Source organism: Microbacterium sp. GbtcB4 (assembly GCF_019091465.1).
Lineage (GTDB): Bacteria > Actinomycetota > Actinomycetes > Actinomycetales > Microbacteriaceae > Microbacterium > Microbacterium paraoxydans.
In genome coordinates this window covers 248,282-267,391 of record NZ_JAGXJJ010000005.1, presented here as the reverse complement: position 1 = coordinate 267,391, position 19,110 = coordinate 248,282, and the positions used below count along the sequence as shown (strand labels likewise).

At 70.1% G+C, this 19,110-nt stretch carries 24 protein-coding genes and 1 tRNA gene; 13 read left to right on the top strand and 12 right to left on the bottom strand.

From position 1 onward, the window contains the following. Positions 1-25 precede the first annotated feature (25 nt). From ilvN to KVS71_RS10605, 6 genes are all read right to left on the bottom strand, one after another. A complete protein-coding gene (gene ilvN, locus KVS71_RS10630; RefSeq protein ID WP_025103268.1) occupies positions 26-535 on the bottom strand; it encodes an acetolactate synthase small subunit in 510 nt (169 codons plus the stop codon). Between the two features lie 3 nt (positions 536-538). Further along, positions 539-2,338 carry an acetolactate synthase large subunit gene (locus KVS71_RS10625; RefSeq protein WP_025103267.1) on the bottom strand — a complete coding sequence of 600 codons (1,800 nt, stop codon included), beginning with the start codon at positions 2,336-2,338 and terminating at the stop codon, positions 539-541. Between the two features lie 70 nt (positions 2,339-2,408). Beyond that, positions 2,409-4,127, bottom strand: coding sequence for a dihydroxy-acid dehydratase (gene ilvD, locus KVS71_RS10620; protein ID WP_060920981.1), 1,719 nt, complete (start codon positions 4,125-4,127; stop codon positions 2,409-2,411). Positions 4,128-4,136: 9 nt separating this feature from the next. Beyond that, on the bottom strand, positions 4,137-4,934 hold the full coding sequence (gene otsB, locus KVS71_RS10615) for a trehalose-phosphatase (protein ID WP_025103265.1): 798 nt from the start codon (positions 4,932-4,934) through the stop codon (positions 4,137-4,139). Between the two features lie 43 nt (positions 4,935-4,977). Next, on the bottom strand, positions 4,978-6,384 hold the full coding sequence (locus KVS71_RS10610) for a trehalose-6-phosphate synthase (protein ID WP_060920982.1): 1,407 nt from the start codon (positions 6,382-6,384) through the stop codon (positions 4,978-4,980). Positions 6,385-6,449: 65 nt separating this feature from the next. Then, a complete protein-coding gene (locus KVS71_RS10605) occupies positions 6,450-7,706 on the bottom strand; it encodes an MFS transporter (protein WP_060920983.1) in 1,257 nt (418 codons plus the stop codon). Between the two features lie 207 nt (positions 7,707-7,913). Here KVS71_RS10605 and KVS71_RS10600 point away from each other — a divergent pair, with 207 nt between their 5' ends. Then, positions 7,914-8,213 carry a hypothetical protein gene (locus KVS71_RS10600; RefSeq protein WP_025103262.1) on the top strand — a complete coding sequence of 100 codons (300 nt, stop codon included), beginning with the start codon at positions 7,914-7,916 and terminating at the stop codon, positions 8,211-8,213. A 21-nt stretch (positions 8,214-8,234) separates the two neighbouring features. Here KVS71_RS10600 and KVS71_RS10595 read toward each other — a convergent pair whose 3' ends face one another. From KVS71_RS10595 to KVS71_RS10585, 3 genes are read right to left on the bottom strand one after another with little or no spacing between them, the layout of a single operon-like run. Further along, positions 8,235-9,419 carry an acetyl-CoA C-acetyltransferase gene (locus tag KVS71_RS10595; RefSeq protein WP_105949720.1) on the bottom strand — a complete coding sequence of 395 codons (1,185 nt, stop codon included), beginning with the start codon at positions 9,417-9,419 and terminating at the stop codon, positions 8,235-8,237. Continuing rightward, positions 9,412-10,080: a CoA transferase subunit B gene (locus KVS71_RS10590; RefSeq protein ID WP_217584498.1), complete on the bottom strand. Its 669-nt coding sequence runs from the start codon at positions 10,078-10,080 to the stop codon at positions 9,412-9,414. Before KVS71_RS10590 ends, KVS71_RS10595 begins: the two co-directional genes overlap by 8 nt. Position 10,081: 1 nt before the next feature. Beyond that, positions 10,082-10,855 carry a CoA transferase subunit A gene (locus tag KVS71_RS10585; protein ID WP_217584497.1) on the bottom strand — a complete coding sequence of 258 codons (774 nt, stop codon included), beginning with the start codon at positions 10,853-10,855 and terminating at the stop codon, positions 10,082-10,084. A gap of 103 nt (positions 10,856-10,958) precedes the next feature. Between KVS71_RS10585 and KVS71_RS10580 the strand changes: the two genes are divergently transcribed. From KVS71_RS10580 to KVS71_RS10545, 8 genes are all read left to right on the top strand, one after another. Next, positions 10,959-11,747, top strand: a complete 789-nt coding sequence (locus KVS71_RS10580) for an IclR family transcriptional regulator (protein ID WP_060920986.1) — start codon at positions 10,959-10,961, stop codon at positions 11,745-11,747. Between the two features lie 35 nt (positions 11,748-11,782). Continuing rightward, the gene (locus KVS71_RS10575; protein ID WP_144880985.1) at positions 11,783-12,220 is read left to right on the top strand and encodes a MarR family winged helix-turn-helix transcriptional regulator; all 438 of its coding nucleotides are present in this window, start codon (positions 11,783-11,785) and stop codon (positions 12,218-12,220) included. Beyond that, positions 12,217-13,455, top strand: a complete 1,239-nt coding sequence (locus KVS71_RS10570) for an MFS transporter (RefSeq protein ID WP_144880984.1) — start codon at positions 12,217-12,219, stop codon at positions 13,453-13,455. The genes KVS71_RS10575 and KVS71_RS10570 overlap by 4 nt, the downstream gene beginning before the upstream one ends. Before the next feature lie 22 nt (positions 13,456-13,477). Next, positions 13,478-13,960 carry a YbaK/EbsC family protein gene (locus KVS71_RS10565; protein WP_217584495.1) on the top strand — a complete coding sequence of 161 codons (483 nt, stop codon included), beginning with the start codon at positions 13,478-13,480 and terminating at the stop codon, positions 13,958-13,960. An 82-nt stretch (positions 13,961-14,042) separates the two neighbouring features. Next, positions 14,043-14,735, top strand: a complete 693-nt coding sequence (locus KVS71_RS10560; protein ID WP_144880982.1) for an SOS response-associated peptidase — start codon at positions 14,043-14,045, stop codon at positions 14,733-14,735. Between the two features lie 145 nt (positions 14,736-14,880). Then, positions 14,881-15,222, top strand: a complete 342-nt coding sequence (locus KVS71_RS10555) for a hypothetical protein (protein WP_060920991.1) — start codon at positions 14,881-14,883, stop codon at positions 15,220-15,222. Positions 15,223-15,286: 64 nt separating this feature from the next. Further along, positions 15,287-15,556 (top strand): hypothetical protein, encoded by a 270-nt coding sequence (locus KVS71_RS10550; RefSeq protein ID WP_144880981.1) that lies wholly within the window; start codon positions 15,287-15,289, stop codon positions 15,554-15,556. 29 nt (positions 15,557-15,585) lie between these two features. Beyond that, a complete protein-coding gene (locus KVS71_RS10545) occupies positions 15,586-15,861 on the top strand; it encodes a hypothetical protein (RefSeq protein WP_217584494.1) in 276 nt (91 codons plus the stop codon). A gap of 169 nt (positions 15,862-16,030) precedes the next feature. Here KVS71_RS10545 and KVS71_RS10540 read toward each other — a convergent pair. After that, positions 16,031-16,103: transfer RNA gene (locus KVS71_RS10540), tRNA-Lys, on the bottom strand. 156 nt (positions 16,104-16,259) lie between these two features. Between KVS71_RS10540 and KVS71_RS10535 the strand changes: the two genes are divergently transcribed. The 3 genes from KVS71_RS10535 to KVS71_RS10525 all read left to right on the top strand — a co-directional run bounded on the left by KVS71_RS10535 (position 16,260) and on the right by KVS71_RS10525 (position 17,886). Continuing rightward, on the top strand, positions 16,260-17,057 hold the full coding sequence (locus tag KVS71_RS10535; RefSeq protein WP_144880979.1) for an inositol monophosphatase family protein: 798 nt from the start codon (positions 16,260-16,262) through the stop codon (positions 17,055-17,057). Between the two features lie 15 nt (positions 17,058-17,072). Beyond that, entirely contained in the window at positions 17,073-17,621 is a 549-nt protein-coding gene (locus tag KVS71_RS10530) for a hypothetical protein (RefSeq protein ID WP_105949717.1), read from the top strand. Between the two features lie 88 nt (positions 17,622-17,709). Next, the gene (locus tag KVS71_RS10525) at positions 17,710-17,886 is read left to right on the top strand and encodes a hypothetical protein (RefSeq protein ID WP_158698530.1); all 177 of its coding nucleotides are present in this window, start codon (positions 17,710-17,712) and stop codon (positions 17,884-17,886) included. Between the two features lie 56 nt (positions 17,887-17,942). On the opposite strand, the gene KVS71_RS10520 is transcribed toward KVS71_RS10525, so the two are convergent. Both KVS71_RS10520 and KVS71_RS10515 read right to left on the bottom strand, forming a co-directional pair. Beyond that, entirely contained in the window at positions 17,943-18,257 is a 315-nt protein-coding gene (locus tag KVS71_RS10520; RefSeq protein WP_025103247.1) for a hypothetical protein, read from the bottom strand. A gap of 57 nt (positions 18,258-18,314) precedes the next feature. Beyond that, positions 18,315-18,542, bottom strand: coding sequence for a DUF2188 domain-containing protein (locus KVS71_RS10515; protein ID WP_060920996.1), 228 nt, complete (start codon positions 18,540-18,542; stop codon positions 18,315-18,317). Positions 18,543-18,754: 212 nt separating this feature from the next. Here KVS71_RS10515 and KVS71_RS10510 point away from each other — a divergent pair, with 212 nt between their 5' ends. Beyond that, positions 18,755-19,099, top strand: coding sequence for a hypothetical protein (locus KVS71_RS10510; protein WP_217584493.1), 345 nt, complete (start codon positions 18,755-18,757; stop codon positions 19,097-19,099). Positions 19,100-19,110: the final 11 nt, after the last annotated feature.

Sequence of the window (19,110 nt, the reverse complement as noted above, 5' to 3'; positions counted from 1 at the left end):
CGCGGTCCCTGAGTCTGTCGAAGGGTCAGCCGCGCAGGACGCGCTCGGTGATGCTCTTGCCGCCGCGGCCGATCGCGAGGAGGCCGGACTGGGCGATCTCCTTGATGCCGAAGGGCTCCAGAGCGCGCAGCAGCGCCTCGACCTTGCCCTTGTCTCCGGTGACCTCGATGACGAGGGCGTCGGCGGCGTAGTCGACGACCGAGGCGCGGAAGAGGTTGACGACCTCGATCACGTTCGAACGGCTGGCGTTGTCGGTGCGCACCTTCACGAGCATGTGCTCGCGCTGCACGGACGACGCCGGGTCGAGCTCGACGATCTTGATGACGTTGATCAGCTTGTTGAGCTGCTTGGTCACCTGCTCGAGCGGCAGCTCCTCCACGTCGACGACGACCGTGATGCGGGAGATCCCCGGCACCTCGGTCACGCCGACGGCGAGGGAGTCGATGTTGAAGCCCCGGCGCGCGAACAGGCCGGCGACGCGGGTCAGGAGGCCGGGGGTGTTCTCCACCAGCAGGCTCAGGACGTGGGTCGACATGGCTCAGTCCTCCTCGTCGAACGCGGGCGCGTGGTCGCGCGCGTACTGGACATAGCTGTTGCTGACCCCCTGCGGCACCATCGGCCACACCATGGAGTCGGCGCTCACGACGAAGTCGATCACCACGGGGCGGTCGTTCGTCTCCAGCGCGAGCTGGATGGCGGCGTCGACCTCCTCCTCCTTCTCCACGCGGATCGCGAGGCAGCCGTACGCCTCCGCGAGCTTCACGAAGTCGGGGATGCGGATCGTGCCGTGCCCGGTGTTCAGGTCGGTGTTGGAATGACGGCCGTCGTAGAAGAGCGTCTGCCACTGCCGGACCATGCCCAGAGACGAGTTGTTGATGATCGCGACCTTGATCGGGATGTTGTTGATCGCGCAGGTGGCGAGCTCCTGATTGGTCATCTGGAAGCAGCCGTCGCCGTCGATCGCCCAGACCTGGCGTTCCGGCTCCGCGACCTTGGCGCCCATGGCCGCCGGCACCGAGTAGCCCATCGTGCCCGCGCCGCCGGAGTTCAGCCAGGCGTTCGGGCGCTCGTACTTGATGAACTGCGCAGCCCACATCTGGTGCTGCCCCACACCGGAGGCGAAGATGCCCTCCGGACCGGTGAGCTCTCCGATGCGCTGGATCACGTACTGCGGGGCGAGCAGGCCGTCGGTCGTCGGCGCGTACCCGAGGGGGAACTCGTTGCGGAGTCCGTCGAGGTACGACCACCACTCCTCGATGTCGGGCTTCGCGTCGGCCGTCGCTCCGCGGAAGGCGGCATCGAGATCGGTGAGCACGTCGCGCACATCGCCCACGATCGGCACGTCGGCCGTGCGGATCTTGGAGATCTCCGCCGGATCGATGTCGACGTGCACGACCTTCGCGTGCGGCGCGAACAGCGCGGCCTTGCCCGTGACGCGATCGTCGAACCGGGCGCCGAGCGAGACGAGGAGATCGGCCTCCTGCAGTGCGAGCACGGCGGGAACCGTGCCGTGCATGCCCGGCATGCCCAGGTGCTGCGGGTGCGAGTCGGGGAACGCGCCGCGCGCCATCAGCGTGGTGACGACGGGCGCGCCGGTCGACTCGGCGAGCTCGAGCAGCTCGGCCGCGGCACGGCCGCGGACGACGCCTCCACCCACGTACAGCACCGGCTTCTTCGCCTCGGCGAGGAGGGCGGCTGCCGCCTGGATCTGCTTGCCGTGCGCCTTGGTCACCGGTCGGTACCCGGGGAGGTCGATCTTCGGCGGCCACACGAACGGGGCCGTCGCCTGCTGCGCATCCTTGGTGATGTCCACGAGCACGGGACCGGGACGACCGGTGCCGGCGATCTCGTAGGCCGCGGCGATGGCACCGGGGATGTCGGCGGCGTCCTTCACCAGGAACGAGTGCTTGGTGATCGGCATCGTGATCCCCACGATGTCGGCCTCCTGGAACGCGTCCGTCCCCATCAGCGTCGAGAACACCTGGCCGGTGATCGCGAGCAGCGGCACCGAGTCCATGTAGGCGTCGGCGATCGCCGTGACGAGGTTGGTCGCTCCGGGACCGGAGGTGGCGATGCACACGCCGACCTTGCCGGATGCGGACGCGTAGCCCTCGGCCGCGTGACCCGCGCCCTGCTCGTGCCGCACGAGGATGTGGCGCAGCTGCGAGGCGTCCATGAGCGGGTCGTAGACCGGGAGGATCGCGCCGCCGGGAAGGCCGAAGACGTCCGTGACGCCGAGAAGCTCGAGCGAGCGGACGACGGCCTCCGCACCGGTGATCTCCGGAGCGGATGGACGGGCGGGCGGCCTCGGCACGGCCGAGACGGAGTCAGCAGTCATGACTTTCCTTCTGATGAACTGTGCGGGACACCGGCGCTCCGATCGAGCGGTTGCTGAGCCGGTCGATGGATCAGCCGGTCGTCGCTCCCTCGGCGGCGGACCGCACGAGGCGCGAGTACTTGGCAAGAACGCCTCGGGTGTAGCGCGGGGGAAGCGGCTCCCAGCCAGAGCGGCGGGAGGCGAGCTCTGCCTCGTCGACGAGTAGATCGAGAGAGCGAGCTGCGATATCGACCCGTATCAGATCACCATCGCGCACGAAGGCGATAGGACCTGCGTCCACCGCTTCGGGTGCTATGTGGCCGATGCACAGGCCGGTTGTGCCGCCTGAGAATCGTCCGTCCGTCAAGAGTAGTACATCTTTTCCGAGCCCCGCGCCCTTGATGGCCGCGGTGATGGCGAGCATCTCGCGCATGCCCGGTCCGCCCTTGGGGCCCTCGTACCGGATGACGATGACCGTCCCCGGCTCGATGCTGCCCTCGGCGACCGCGTCCATGGCGGCGCGCTCCCGCTCGAACACCCGCGCGGGGCCCTCGAAGACGGCAGCGTCGAAGCCGGCGGTCTTGACCACGGCACCCTCCGGCGCGAGCGATCCGTGCAGGATCGTCAGGCCGCCGGTGGCGTGGATCGGGTTGTCGAACGTGTGGATGACCTCGCCGTCGATCGGCTGCGGGTCGAGCTCGGCGAGGTTCTCGGCGAGCGTCTTGCCGGTGACCGTGAGCGCGTCGCCGTGCAGCAGCCCTTCGTCGAGCATGGCCTTCATGATCACGGGGATGCCGCCGTGCCGGTCGACGTCGTTCATGACGTACTTGCCGAACGGCTTCATGTCGGCCACGTGCGGGACCTTGTCGCCGATGCGGTTGAAGTCGTGCAGGCTCAGCTCGACCTCGGCCTCGCGGGCGATCGCGAGCAGGTGGAGGACGACGTTGGTCGAGCCGCCGAGGGCCATCGCGAGGGCGATCGCGTTCTCGAACGCCTCCTTGGTGAGGATGTCGCGCGTCGTGATCCCCTGGCGGAGCAGGTTCACGACCGCCTCGCCCGAGCGGTGCGCGAAGTAGTCGCGACGGCGGTCGGCGGCGGGCGGCGCGGCGGAGCCCGGGAGGCTGAGCCCGAGCGCCTCGGCGACGGAGGCCATGGTGTTGGCCGTGTACATGCCGCCGCACGCGCCCTCACCGGGAGCGATGGCGCACTCGATGCGCTTGAGGTCCTCCTCGCTCATGAGGCCGGCACGGCAGGCACCGACCGCCTCGAACGAGTCGATGATCGTGACGTCCTTCTCGGTGCCGTCGGAGAGCTTGACCCAGCCCGGCGCGATCGACCCGGCGTAGAGGAAGACGCTCGACAGGTCGAGGCGCGCGCTGGCCATGAGCATGCCGGGGATCGACTTGTCGCAGCCCGCGAGCAGGACGGAGCCGTCGAGGCGCTCGGCCATCATCACGGTCTCGACCGAGTCGGCGATGACCTCGCGGGAGACGAGCGAGAAGTGCATCCCCTCGTGGCCCATCGAGATGCCGTCCGAGACGGAGATGGTTCCGAACTGCAGCGGGTACCCGCCGCCGGAGTGCACGCCCTCCTTCGCGCCCTGCGCGAGCCGGTCGAGGCTCAGGTTGCAGGGCGTGATCTCGTTCCAGCTCGACGCGATGCCGATCTGCGGCTTGTCCCAGTCGGCATCCCCCATGCCGACGGCGCGGAGCATGCCGCGGGAGGTCGTGGCCTCGATGCCGTCGGTGACGACGCGACTGCGGGGCTTGATGTCGATGGGCGCGCTGGCGGAGGGATCATGCGAGGACATGACGAGAGTCTATTCCTGCGCGACGGCCCTCTCGTTCGCGAGCGTCTCCAGAAGCGCGGCGATCTGTTGTGGAGAGTCCACACGGAGGGTCGCGGCGCTCTCCCCCGGCCCGACGCGCACGCCGAGGTCGCCCTCCTGCAGCACGCGCATCGCATCCTCGTCGGTCACGTCGTCGCCGGCGAAGAGGATCCCCGTCGCGTCGAAGCGCTCACGGAGGGCGATCATCGCGGCGTCCTTCCCCTCGTTCCGCGACGAGAACTCCAGCACCCGGTGGCCGGCACGCCGCCGCCAGTGCGGGAAGCGCTCGGCGACGAGGGCATCGATCTCGGCGAAGACCTTCTCCTCGGTGTCCCGGTCCGCGCGGCGGGTGTGCACGCCCATGCCGAAGGTCTTGGGCTCCAGTTCCGCCCCCTCGTAACGGTCGATGATCGGCTGCGCGGCAGCCCACAGCTCCTCCCGCGCCCCGGTCTCGGTCGCATCGCCCGGCGCGTCGGCGGCCCCCTCGCCGGGGAACCAGTACTGCGCGCCGTGGGAGCCGGCGAGGACGACGACGGAGTCGTCGGTGTGCTCGGTGATCTCCCGGAGGTCGTGCATGCTGCGCCCGGAGACGTAGGCGACCACGGTGTCGGGCATCGCAGCGAGGCGATTCATCTGCACGGCCACCTCGGGAAGCGCCCGCGCGGCCATGGGGTCCACGACGAGCGGCGACGCGGTGCCGTCGAAGTCGAGGGCGACCACCAGGCGCGGCGTCGTCGCGAGGGCGGTGAGGTCGGCGTCGGCGGTTCCGGGGATCCAGGGGCGCGTCACGGTGTCTCCGATCGAGAGGAAGAAGGGGGTGCAGGAAGGGCGGTCAGCGGCTGCGGACGTCCGCGAGGGCCTCGAGGAAGGACGACGACCAGGCGTTCACGTCGTTGTCGAGCACCCGTCGGCGCAGGGACCGCATGCGGCGTCCCTGCTCGGCGGGCGACATCTCCACGGCCTCCATGATCGCGTCCTTGAGCCCGGCGATGTCGTGCGGGTTGACGCGCACGGCCTGACGGAGCTCGTCCGCCGCGCCGGTGAACTCGCTGAGCACCAGCACGCCGCGGTTGTCCGTCCGCGTGGCGATGTACTCCTTCGCGACGAGGTTCATGCCGTCGCGCAGCGCCGTCACGAGCATGACGTCCGCCGCGAGGTACAGGGCGACCATCTCCTCGCGCGGGTATCCCTGATGCAGGTAGCGGATGGCGGAGTGGCCGACCGTGTCGTGGTCGCCGTTGATGCGGGCCACCGCGAGCTCGATCTCGTCCCGGAGGTGCGCATAGGCGTCCACCCGCTCCCGGCTCGGGCTCGCCACCTGGATGAGGGTGACGTCCTCCACATCGAGGCGGCCGTCTTCGAGGAGCTCGCCGTAGGCCTTGATCCGGTGCCCGATGCCCTTGGTGTAGTCCAGGCGGTCGACGCCGAGGAGGATGCGCTTGGGGTTGCCGAGGCTCGCGCGGATCTCCGCGGCCCGCGCCCGGACGTCCTCCCGCGCGGCGAGTTCGAGGTACGGGGCGGTGTCGATGGAGATCGGGAACGCCTTGGCGATCGCCGTCCGCGACCCGCCCTGCTCCGGGACCGTGATGTTCGGCCCCTTCACCTCGTAGCGCAGCCGGCGCCGCACCGCGGTGAGGAAGTAGGTCGCGTCCTGCGCCCGCTGGAAGCCGATGACGTCGGCGCCGAGCAGTCCGCGGAGGACCTGGTCGCGCCAGGGAAGCTGAGCGTAGAGGCCGTGCGCGGGGAACGGGATGTGGTGGAAGTAGCCGATCGTGACATCGGGGCGCAGCTCGCGGACCATCTGGGGCACGAGCTGGAGCTGGTAGTCGTGGACCCAGACGGTCCCGTCCTCAGCGGCGGCGGCCGCGGCAGCCTCGGCGAACCGGCGATTGACCCGCACATACGCCTCCCACCACTCACGGTGGTACTGCGGCGGGGCGATGACGTCGTGGTAGAGCGGCCAGATCGTGTCGTTGGCGAAGCCCTCGTAATAGTCCGCGACCTCCTCGGAGCTCAGCGTCACCGGGATGAGATGGATCCCATCGGCATCGAAGGCCTCGAGCTCCACGTCCGGCTGACCGGGCCAGCCGACCCAGGCGCCGTGCACGCGGCGCATCATCGGCTCGAGTGCGGCGACGAGTCCGCCGGGCGACGTCCGCCAGGTCTCCTCCCCGTCCGGCCCCACGACCCGGTCCACCGGGAGGCGGTTGGCGACGACGACGAAATCAGCAGCGGTCACAGGGGCACTCCTCGGTCCAGGAGCTTCCAACCTACCGAGGATGAGCGCCGACCGCTGGTCCGCGCTCAGGCCTTGACAGCGGACGTTCCGCGGTGCAGACCGCTGAGGGCCCAGTTGGCGAGACCCGCCGCGAACGCGATGCCGGCCGCGATCATCGGAAGCACGAGGGCGGCCGACGTGCCGAGGCTCTCCGCGATCTCCCCCGCCACCGCGGCGCCGATCGACTGGCCGACGATCACCCCGGAGCCGAGCATCGTCATCACCGTCGCCGACCGGCCACGGGGGCTCCGCGCCGCTCCGAAGCTGTACTGGGTGACGAGGGTCGGACCGATGCCGATGCCCATGATGGCCAGGGCGAGCATCATCCCCGCCGGCGAGTCGACGATGCCGAGCAGCAGCGAGCCGGCGAGGAGGACTCCGGAGAACACGAGCCATCGCGCCCGGAGCGAGAACCGCGCGGGGAGCCACGCGACACCCAGGGCCAGCAGCGCGGAGCCGACGCCCATCACGCCGTACAGCAGGCCCGCCTGCTCCGGGGCACCGAGGTCGGCCATGAACGACGTGAGCGAGGTGAGCATGGTCCCGAAGAAGATGCCGACTCCCAGGATGCCGAGGACGACGATGAGGAGCTGCGGCCGGAACAGCTCGGACACGGCGGACGGCGCCCGGCCGTCCTCGGTGCGGTCCTGCGACACATGCCGTCCGCTCGGGTGCAGCGCGAAGGCCCCGACGAACACCAGGGTCAGCACGGCGGCGCCGACCAGCGGCGCCCAGGGCGCGAGTGCCGAGGCGAGGACACCCACGAGGAAAGGACCGAACACGAAGACAGTCTCGTCGGCGGCCGACTCGTACGCCATCGTGCCGGAGACCGTGCGGGCGCGGCGCTCCGCCGGCATCCGCTCGCCGATGATCGTGACCAGACGGGAGCGCGAGAGCGGCGCCACCTGCGGGGCCGTCGCGCCGATGCCGATCGCGGTGAGAAGCACGAAGCCGTCGGCGGCCGGACCATAGACCACCGCGGTGAAGAGCAGGAGCATCGCCGCGTTGCCCACGGCGAGCGCGAGGAGGACCGTGCGCTGGCCGAAGCGGTCGGCGGCGGCGCCCAGGAGCGGACCGAAGCAGGCGGTGCCGAGACCGACCGCAGCGGACGTGAGCCCGCCGAGGGACAGGGATTCCCGCGCCGATACGACGACGGTCAGCACACCGACCACCATCATGGCGAAGGGCAGACGCGCGATGAACGCGATCAGGAAGTAGGGCAGGCCGGCGAGGCGGAAGAGGCTCGGCTCGGCGGTATCGGGCGTGGTGCTGGCGTGTGTCATGGCTCTCGCGCGTCGACGACGCGATGTCGGGTGCCGCCGCTGTCCGCCGGAGACGCCGACGGCCGGTAGATACACGGTTTCTGCGGCCGCGGGCGAACCGCGACCCTTCCATGATATCCGGTGCCCCTGGGCGGGCGCCCTGCCAGCCTCTCCCCCGGCTTGTCAAGGCTCCGGCCCGCGCACCCCGGCTGCGGGTACCGTAGGGGCATGCGCTACCTCTTCAGCACCGGACTCGTCGCCGCGATCTCGGCTGGGATCTCGCTGCTGCGCGGCACCCGCAACGAACCCATCACCTGGCGCTCGCTCCTGTCGTGGGTGAGCTGGGGCATCACGATGGCGCTCGCGGTCGGCGCGGTCGTCGACATGCGCCGCGAACGCCACGGCGTGCCGGTGGACGCGGACTCCCCGCAGTCGGTGAAGAAGTCCAAGAAGGCGCAGCGTCTGCAGTTCCGTTCGCAGAAGGCCCTCGCCGACGCGCAGGGGCACGCCCAGGACAAGCGGTCCTGACGCACCCCCGCGCCTCCCGCGTCAGCGCGTGAGGATGAGCGCCTCGCCCTGACCGCCGCCGCCGCACAGGCCGACCGCCGCGGTTCCGCCTCCCCGGCGGGCCAGCTCGTGCGCGACGTGCACCACGAGACGGTTGCCGGAGGCACCGATCGGATGACCGATCGCGATGCCGCCGCCGTGCACGTTGACGATCTCACCGTCCAGCCCGAGCTCGGTCTGCGAGCGGGCCACGACGGCCCCGAACGCCTCGTTGATCTCCACGAGGTCGAGGTCCTGCGGGGTGATGCCCTGTTTCCGGCACGCCTGCTCGATCGCTCGCGCCGGCTGCGCCTGGAGCGAGTTGTCAGGGCCGGCGGTCTGGCCGCTCGCGCCGACGGTCACGAGCACCGCCCAGCCCTTGGCCTCGGCGGTCGCCCGCGTCGTGACGACCACGGCGGAGGCGCCGTCCGAGATCTGGGACGAGTTACCCGCCGTGATCGAGCCACCCTCGGCGAAGGCGGCTCGCAGTCCCGCGAGGGTCTCCACCGTCGTCTCGGGGCGCACGCCCTCGTCCCTGGTCACGCGCACCGGTTCGCCCCGGCGCTGCGGCACCTCGACGGCGACGATCTCCGCGTCGAGCACACCGCTCTCCTGCGCGGCGGCGGCGCGCTGATGCGAGAGCGCGGCGACCTGGTCCTGGGCCTCCCGGGTGAGTTCGTAGCGCGCGTTGTGCCGTTCCGTGGACGCGCCCATGCTCTCCCGGTCGTAGGCGTCCGTCAGCCCGTCGTAGGCCATGTGGTCGAGGACCTCGACGGTGCCGTAGGTCCAGCCCTCGCGCGATCCCATGAGCAGATGGGGTGCACGGGTCATCGACTCCATGCCGGCGGCGACGACGACCTCGGCGTCCCCGGTCCGGATCACGCGCGCCGCGTCGATCACGGCGGTGAGCCCGGACAGGCAGACCTTGTTCACGGAGTGGGCGGGGACGTCCCAGCCGATTCCCGCGCCGATGGCGGCCTGACGGGCGGCGTTCTGACCAGACCCCGCGGCCAGCACCTGTCCCACGATGACCGCGTCGACGTCAGCCGGGTCCACTCCGCCCTGCTCCAGCGCACCGCGGATCGCGAACGACCCCAGCTGCGGCGCGGTGAAGGCGGCGAGCTGGCCCTTCAGCCGCCCCTGCGGGGTGCGCGCCGCGGCGACGATGACGACATCGTTCTCACTCATTGATCTCGGTCCTTCCGTTGTCCAGTTCCGGGGCGAGGCGGAGAGGCGGCTCCGTGGCGTGCCGCACCTGCTCCACCGTGACATCGGGCGCGAGCTCGACCAGGACGAGCCCGTCCGGCGTCACGTCGATCACCGCGAGGTCCGTGATGATCCGGTCCACGACGCCGCGTCCGGTCAACGGCAGCGTGCAGGCGTCGACGATCTTCGCCGAGCCGTCCTTGGCGACGTGCTCCATCAGCACGATCACCCGTCCCGCGCCGTGCACGAGGTCCATCGCACCCCCGGGGCCCTTGACCATCTTGCCGGGGATCATCCAGTTCGCCAGATCTCCCGAGGCGGAGACCTGCATCGCCCCGAGGATCGCGGCATCGATCTTCCCGCCGCGGATCATGCCGAAGCTGAGGGCGGAGTCGAAGAACGCCGCCCCTGGGAGCGTGGTCACCGTCTCCTTCCCGGCGTTGATGAGATCCGGGTCGACCTCGTCCTCTCGCGGATAGGGCCCGACCCCGAGGATGCCGTTCTCCGACTGCAGCACCACGGTCACGTCGGACGGGACGTGGTTCGGCACGAGCGTGGGCAGACCGATGCCGAGGTTCACATACGCGCCGTCCGGCAGCTCGGCCGCCGCACGCGCGGCCATCTGGTCTCTCGTGAGCGCCATGTCAGGCTCCTTCCGCGGCGACGGTCCGTCGCTCGATGCGCTGGGGGATGTCCTCGCCGACTTCGACGATCCGGTGCACGAAGACCCCGGGCAGATGGATCGCGTCCGGGTCGAGATCTCCCGGTTCGACGAGCCGCTCCACCTGCGCGATGCACACGCGCCCGGCCATCGCGGCGAGCGGATTGAAGTTCCGCGCCGCTTTCCGGAACACGAGGTTGCCGTGCCGGTCGCCGCGGACCGCGTGGACCAGGGCGAAGTCGGTGGTGATCGCCTCCTCCAGCACGAAATCGCGGGATTCGCCGTGCACCGTGAACGTGCGCACGTCCTTGGGCGGCGAGGCCACCGCGATCGACCCATCGGCGTGGTACCGCCGAGGAAGGCCCCCCTCGGCGACCTGGGTGCCGACGCCCGTCTGGGTGAAGAACGCGGCGATTCCGGATCCTCCCGCCCGCAGCTTCTCGGCGAGCGTGCCCTGCGGGGTCAGCTCCAGCTCGAGCTCCCCGGACAGGAACTGCCGCTCGAACTCCTTGTTCTCCCCCACGTACGACGACGTCATCTTCCGGATGCGCTGCGCGGCGAGCAGGATGCCGAGCCCCCAGTCGTCCACCCCGCAGTTGTTGCTGACGACGCTCAGGTCGGTCGTGCCCTGGGCGAGGAGCGCTTCGACGAGGGCGATCGGGTTCCCGGAGAGCCCGAAGCCTCCGACCGCGAGCGAGGCGCCGTCCGGGATGTCGGCGACCGCGGCGGCCGCGGACTCCCATTGCTTGTTCATCACGTCTGCTCCTTCGGTTCCGTGTCCCCTCCAGCCTCTCGCCCCGGCGGAGCCACGGCCAGCACCCTCTTGCGATGTGGACGCCCGCACCACTAGCGTCCACGATGTGGACACTGTGACGAACGCCGTCCCCGGCACTCAGGCCGTCGCGCGGGCGGCTCGGCTTTTGCGCCTGGTGACGGCGGCCGGCACCGACGGCGCCACCCTGCAGGAGCTCGCGGCACGCGCCGGGCTCTCCCGACCCACCACACATCGCCTGCTCAGTGCCCTCCGCGCGGAGGGACTCGTGGACCGCGACGCCGACAGCACGCGCTGGATGCCGGGACCCGAGCTCTTCCTCATGGGGTCCGTGGCTGCCGCTCGATACGACGTGACCGCCCTGGCCCGGGACATCGTGCGGTCGCTCGCGGTGAAGACCGAGGAGAGCGCATTCTTCTCCGTCCGCCGCGCGGACGAGACGGTCTGCCTGCTGCGGGAAGAGGGCTCGTTCCCCATCCGCTCGTTCGTGCTGAGCGAGGGAGTGCGCTTCCCGCTCGGCGTGGCGAGCGCGGGCCTGGCGATCCTCGCCTTCCTCCCCGACCACGATGTGGATGCCTATCTGGAGCGCCATCCGGAGCTCGTCGAGAACTGGGGACGCGCTCATGGGGAGCGCCCGCTGCGGAAGCGCCTCGCCGAGACGAAGGAGCGCGGGTTCGCCGTCAACCCCGGCCTGATCGTCGAGGGGAGCTGGGGCCTCGGCGCGGCGGTGTTCGACCGCGCCGGACGCCCGGAGTGGGCCCTCAGCCTCACCGGTGTCGCGTTCCGCTTCGGCCCGGAGCGTCAGGCCGAGCTGGGCCGGATCCTCCTCGCGCACGCGCATCAGCTCTCCGCGAGGATCGCGCACGCCCGACGGTGACCTCGATACATACCAACAGGTATATACTTTCTGGTATGAATCGCTCGGAGGTCATCCCGTCGCTCGTCCTGTCGGGCTATGCGCTGGGTCGCATCGCCGCCCAGGACGCGGGGAACGAGGCCCCCGCCGCGCAGTGGCGGGTGCTCAGCCTGCTCGACCAGTCAGGCCCCCGTCGCGTCGGCGAGCTCGCCACGGCAGCCCGCACGACACAGCCCGGCATGACCCGGCTGCTCGGCGCCCTCGAACGCGAGGGCCTCATCCGCCGCTCCCCCGATCCCGACGATTCCCGTGCCACCGTCGTCGCCGCGACCCCCGACGGCACGGCGGCCCTGGCCGCTTGGCGCTCCGAGTTCCGGGAGACGATCGCACCGCGGTTCGCCGACCTCGACGACGACGACTGGCATGCCCTCACCCGTGCGGCCGAGATCCTCGCCGCCCACACCTCTGCCGACCGGACAGGAGACATCCGTTGAACACCGCCCCCGCATCCCCCGCCCCCTCGGTCTGGAGGCAGCCCGCCCAGGTGTGGGCCGTCGCCTTCGCGTGCGTCGTCGCCTTCATGGGGATCGGACTCGTCGACCCCATCCTCCCGGCGATCGCGGAGTCGCTCGAGGCCACGCCGGTCGAGACGGAACTGCTGTTCACCAGCTACCTCCTCGTCACCGGCCTCGCGATGCTCGTCACCAGCTGGATCTCCAGCCGGATCGGCGCCAAGGCCACGCTCCTCGTCGGTCTCGGCCTGATCGTCGTGTTCGCCTTCCTCTGCGCGATCAGCGGCAGCGTCGACGCGGTCATCGGCTTCCGTGCCGGCTGGGGGCTGGGCAACGCGCTGTTCATCTCGACGGCGCTGGCCACGATCGTCGGTGCCGCATCCGGCGGCAGCAGCGCGGCCATCGTGCTGTACGAGGCGGCGCTCGGCCTCGGCATCGCCGTGGGTCCCCTGCTCGGCGGCATCCTCGGTGAGCAGAGCTGGCGAGGACCGTTCTTCGGCGTCGTGGCCCTGATGGCCATCGCCTTCATCGCCGTGCTCGTGCTGCTGCGGGGACCGGGCGAGAAGCGCACGCCGGTGAAGTTCTCCGCCCCTTTCACGGCTCTGCGCCGTCCCGCGCTCGCGATCCTCGCCGTGGCCGCCCTGTTCTACAACATCGGCTTCTTCGTGCTGCTCGCGTTCTCGCCCTTCCCCCTGGGCTTCGGAGCGATGGGCATCGGCCTGACGTTCTTCGGCTGGGGTGTCGCCCTCGCGATCACCAGCGTGTGGGTCGCGCCGGTGCTGATGCGCCGGATGCCGAGGACCCACGTGATCCTCACCGTGCTGCCGCTGCTCGCCGTCGACCTCGTCGTCGCGGGGCTGGTGGTCGCCGAACCTGCCGCTCTCGTCGTGTGCATCATCGTGGGCGGCCTGCTCCTCGGCGTCATGAACACCGTGCTGACCGAAGCCGTGATGGAGGCGACCGACCTCCCCCGCTCCGTCGCCTCCTCGGCCTACTCCGCGGTCCGCTTCCTCGGCGGCGCGATGGCCCCGCCGATCGCGGCTCTGCTGTGGCACCTGTTCAGCGCGACGGTGCCGTATCTCTTCGCCGCCGCCGCGGTCCTGCTGGCCGCACTGACGATCCTCCTCGGCCGGAAGGTCCTCGCGCACATCGACGACGAGCCGGGCGACGTGGTCACCGAGGACGCGGCGGCGATCCTCGTCGGCGACGCCGGCTGACCCGCTCGGCTACCGTGGGGACATGACCGACGCTCCTCCCCTCCCCGAGCGCAGCCGACGGGTGCAGGAACACCTCCACGCCGCCGGCGTGGAGACCGAGATCCGGGTCCTTCCCGACTCCGCCCGCACCGCCGCGGAGGCCGCCGCCGCCATCGGCTGCGACGTCGCAGCGATCGCCAACAGCCTCGTCTTCCTCGCCGATGGCCGTCCCGTCCTCGTCATGACCAGCGGCGGGCACCGCGCGGATCTCGCGGTCCTCGCGCGGAGCATCGGGGCGCGTGCGGTGGTCATGGCTCCGCCCGCCGTCGTCCGTGAGGCCACCGGACAGGCGATCGGCGGAGTGGCGCCCGTCGGCCACCCCACGCCCCTCCCCACCTTCATCGACAGTGCCCTGCAGGTATACGACGTGGTCTGGGCGGCGGCCGGCCACCCGCACACCGTCATGCCGCTGACCTTCGCCCAGCTGTCGGATCTGACCGGCGGCACCGTGATCGACGTGGTCTGACACCCCGGATGTCCGCGCCATGCCCCATGATGGAGGCGATGCGGGCCGCGGCGCGAGCGACCGGCGAGACGGAGGCGACGAGATGTGCGGACGATTCGCGAACGACGCGGCGACGGACGAGCTGATCCGGGAGTTCGTCGCCGATGGCGGCCGCCCGGAGGACTGGTGGAAGTCCTGGCACGGCGCCTACTCGATCGCGCCCACCGAGAGCGCCCCCATCGTCCGGGACCGCGGCGAGGGCCGCATCCTCGAACTCGTGCGGTGGGACTGGCAGAGTCCCCCCAACCGTCCGCAGCGCGCCCCGCTGATCAACGCCCGGATGGAGAAGCTCGCCGCCGGGTTCTGGGCGCCGGCGTTCTCCGCCGCGCGGTGCCTCGTCCCGATGCGCGGGTACTTCGAATGGACGGGCGAGAAGGGCCACAAGACCCCGCACTTCCTCCACGGTGACGGCCTGCTCGCCGCCGCCGGCCTCACCTGGTCGATGGAGCACGAAGGAGAGAAGGTGCGCTGCTTCGTCGTCGTCACGCGGGAGGCACGCGACGCCGGTGGGGAGGTGCACGACCGGATGCCCGCCTTCCTGACTCCCGACACCTGGGACGCGTGGCTCACACCGGAGAAGCTCACCGGGCAGACCAAGCTCGACACGCTGGCGATGCTCGATCACACCTCCGCCGATGTCGCGGCGACGCTCCGCGGACACGTCGTGGACCGCAAGGTGAGCAACACGCGCACCGTCGACCCGTCCGATCCCACGCTTCTCGATCCGGTGGCCTGAAACAGGGAGACACGCGACGACGCACGACACCCCGGTCGGGTAGGAGAACGGGCAGAAGTGTGAAACGCTGAGCACACCCCACACCAGCGGTCATCGCGTCCGCGCCTCTTCGCACAGGTTCCCGTGGCGAGAAGGGAATCTTGCAATGGGCAAGTTCATCTACGAGAACAGCGTCAAGGTCGATATCGAAGACCGCGCTCTCACTCACATCCAGCTGGTCATGACCGCGAAGCTCCGCCGTGGCGAGCCCTTCGGCTTCACGTGGAAGGACGACGTCAGCATGGGCGGCGGCCGGACGACGGTCTGGATCCATGCCGGCAGCTCGCTCGTGTACAAGTACCACGGCAGTCGCCAGCCCAGCGTCAACCGCGCCTGGATCGAGGCCCTCGCATTCACCGCCAACGCCCCGAGCGGTCTGTACCTCGTCCCCGAGCCTGCGGAGCAGCAGCTGTCGGACGGCAGCGAGAGCGCTCTCACGCGGTCCTAACACGCTCTTCGACGGGGTTCAACCCCTCTTGTCGGGTTCCGAGGAGGTTCGTACCGTGGAGCGCATGGGGAACCAGACGGGAATGACGACGACGCACATCGAGATCGATGGGCACGACTTCCTCCTGCCTCGCAGCACGGATGTCGCGGACCTCATGTCTCGGATCGAAGCGGCGGCGCGCTCGCAACCGACGTTCATCGACTTGGCGACCGGCGACGCTCTGACGAGCGTGCTCATCACCGCACAGTCGCGTGTCGTCGTCTACCTGATCCGCGAGGACGCCGGTCACGACGCCCCCGTCGACGTGCGCTCCACGCTCGACTGGGATCTCTGAGCAGCACGGTCCGCTCGTAGACTGGACGGATGCTCGTCGCCCTCATCCGCCCCCGAGGATCCATGACCGTCGACGTCACCGGGACATCCCTCGAAGACGTCCACACCCAGCTCGATGCTCATCGTGAGCCGGGCTACGCGCTCACCTCCGCCCCGGTGCGCATGCTCAAGGGCGAGGCGAAGATGGAGGCGACGGGAACGTTCCATCGCGTCGACGGCGTCGAGCAGATCGAGGCCGACGACATGGCGGGCATCGAGGCGAAGGTTCCCGAGGGCTGGCAGCTGCTGTCCGTCCGCCGCGCCTGACGCGCGCCCCACCCCCCAGATCCCGCCGCCCCTCCCGCCCCGTGCGGGTTCGAGAAGGTGCCTCTCCCGGCCGCGAAACGCACGGTTTCCATCCCGGCCCGAGCGATCCGGCCCCGAAACGGGCAGAGAAAAAGCCTCGGAGATGGCGAGATCTCTGAGGCTTGTTCCGTGCACCCCCAGGGACTTGAACCCTGAACCCACTGATTAAGAGTCAGTTGCTCTGCCGATTGAGCTAGAGGTGCGTGGCCCGGGATAACCCCGACCGAGGAATTACATTACCAGCGGTTGGCGCCGACACGAAATCCGGCGCGGCCCGGGCGTGGCTCGGGCGTTTCGCCCCCCTGATCCTGGCCGATGGTCTCTGCGGGCGCGGTCGGGGCGGCGACTATCCTGAGAGCGTGACCGCCACTCCCGACGCCGCCGACCTGCGCGCCGATCTCCAGCTCGCCCTTCGCCTCGCCGACGCCGCGGATGCCCAGTCGCTCCCGCGTTTCGACGCCGCCGACCTGGAGATCTCCACGAAGGCGGACCACTCGCACGTGACCGACGCCGACCTGGCGACGGAGCGGGCGATCCGCCGGATCCTCGAGGAGGAACGACCCGACGACGGCATCTTCGGCGAGGAGTTCGGCGCTCAGGGCAGCACCGCCCGGCAGTGGATCATCGACCCGATCGACGGCACCGCGAACTTCCTCCGCGGCGTTCCTCTGTGGGGCACGATGATCGCCCTCGCGATCGACGGCGTGCCGCGCGTCGGCGTGGTCAGCATGCCCGCCCTCGGCCGACGCTGGTGGGCGGCGGCCGGACATGGCGCTTGGACCGTCAGCGACCGCAGGGAGCGCCGTCTCTCCACCTCCACCGTCTCCTCGCTGGACGAGGCCAGCGTGAGCTTCCAGAGCATCGCGCAGTGGCGTGACGCCGGACAGCTGGATGCCCTGCTGCGCCTGAGCGCGCGCGTCTGGCGCGATCGGGCGTACGGCGACGTCTACGCCTACATGCTCCTCGCCGAAGGGCGACTGGAGGCGGTCGCGGAGTTCGATGTGAAAGAGTACGACATCGCAGCGGCTGTGGCGATCGTGAACGAGGCCGGCGGGCGCATGACGGCATTCGACGGCTCCGAGACGATCTCGGCGCGCTCGACACTCGCCACCAACGGCACCCTTCACGACCAGTTCCTCCGTCTCCTGCACGACTGACTCTCCGAGGCCACGATGACCACCCGACGACTCGCGATCCTGATCGGTCTCGTGCTCGCGGGAGCCGCCCTCACCGCGTGCACGGGTGGCGGTACCCCTGATCCGTCGGCGCCGGGCTCTGCCGCTCCCACGGGAGACGGCGGCGCGAGCGCGACACCGGGCGGGGACGAGCTCACGTGCGAGTCGATGATCTCCGAAGGCACCGTCGCGGCCCTCACCGACGCCGGCTGGACGGCAGAGCCGCGCGAGTTCCGCGTCGGGGGCGTCGAGCTGACACAGGGACTCCTCTGCTTCTGGGCGGACTTCAGCGTGCCCTCGGACCACGGGCAGATGTACGGCTGGTCTCCCTTGTCCATCGAGGAGGCGGAGCGCGCACAGGCGGGCCTCGAGGAGGAGGGGTGGCGGAGCGAGGAAGACGCCCAGGGCACGTACGTCACCGAGGACCCGCAGTTCGCCATGAGCACGGACGAGGACGGGTACGGCATGACCTACCTCTTCGGCGACGGCTGGGTGAAGGTCGCCGACACGAAGCAAGGACTCCTCCTCATCGAAGGCCCCCGCTGACGGCACACACCATCCGGTCGGCTGTCAAGCGGCTGGGCCTGCGGCCGGTGATGGACGAGGCTGGAGGCATCCGAGGAAAGGAACGCCCATGGGTAACGACAGCGACCGCAACGACATCAGCACCGAGCCCTCCCCCGGCCCCGAGGAGAACGACAACCTCGGCGCCGAGGACAACAAGGGCGAGCCGCGCACCGTTCCGCCCACGGACGGATCGGATGACGACGGCGACGACGTGCTCGCCGAGGACCCGGACCGCTCGCACTGAGCCCGCTGGCCCGATGACAGGAGCCCCGCCTCGCACGAGGTGGGGCTTCTGCGCTGTCACTCCGTCGTCGAGCCCTGGACGATCTCGTCGACGAGCGTGATGCCTCCGGTGGAGTTCGCCGATTGCATGAGGTCGTCGATCCACTTCGGGTTCAGCTTGGGCGGCTCCCGCCCTTCGAACGTGAAGCGCAGCGGGATCGACGGATGCAGCCAGATCGTGGAGCGTCCGTATGCGTCGCCCTCGGGGTGGGTCCACGACACCGTGAAGCTCTCGTTGCGTCGGAGCTTCGTCGCGATCACGACCTTGAGGTGCGCGAGCGCGCGGTCCTCGATGTGGAGCTGGCTCGTGCTGTCGTACATGATGAACCCCATGTGCGAATCGTAGGCCACGCCCGACTCCGCCACCAGGGCCGTCATGCCGCGTGCATCTCAGCCGCGGACGTCCCTGGGGTCGTCGCCATAGCTGTTGCGCTCCCCGATCGTGCCGTCCTCCCGTCGGATGAGGTGCTCGACCTGACGCGCCCGAGCCGTCTCCCGCCCGACGGCGACCGCCTCGTCCTTCGTGTCATGCGGCCCGCTGAACGTGTTCACCTCGCCCTGGACGCGATTGAACCAGCCGCCTTCCTGGTGGAACGTGTCGACATCGCCCTTCGGCATGGTGTCTCCCTTCGTCGTGAACCCCTTGGTACCGCGCGACGCCGCTCGTCTCCGACCCCCTTGCGCGCGCGCCGGATCGGTCGTACGCGGCCGGGGATCCGTTCGCGTCCCCCGAAGAGGGGACAGACATCCGGCCCCTCCGCCTGCGATCATCTCGGTGAGGGAGTCGAATGGGCGGGCGCTGTCCCGCCGATCGGGGAAGGAGACTTCTGATGACGACCGATATGATCGCGGGGCCGTTCCTGACGGCTGTCCGTCAGGCCTGGGACCGTGCGCGTGGAACACTCATCATCCCCCGGGATTTCACCCTGACGCAGTTGGCGGCCGGAGCGGGATCGCTGAGCGCGGAGGTCACCGACTCGACGGGGACCCGGTTCGGCTTCCGCGTTCCGCTTCCGGCAGCCGCCCGGTGGGAGGGGAAGGCACAAGGTGGTGAAGGCACTCCGGAGCACTGGGCGCTGTGGAGCGTCATCATCCCCCTCATGGAGGAACTGGAGACGGACGCCGGGCGCCGCTTCACCCCCGACGCCGACGGCGTCCGCTGGGTGACCGCGTAGAGGATCGCGGT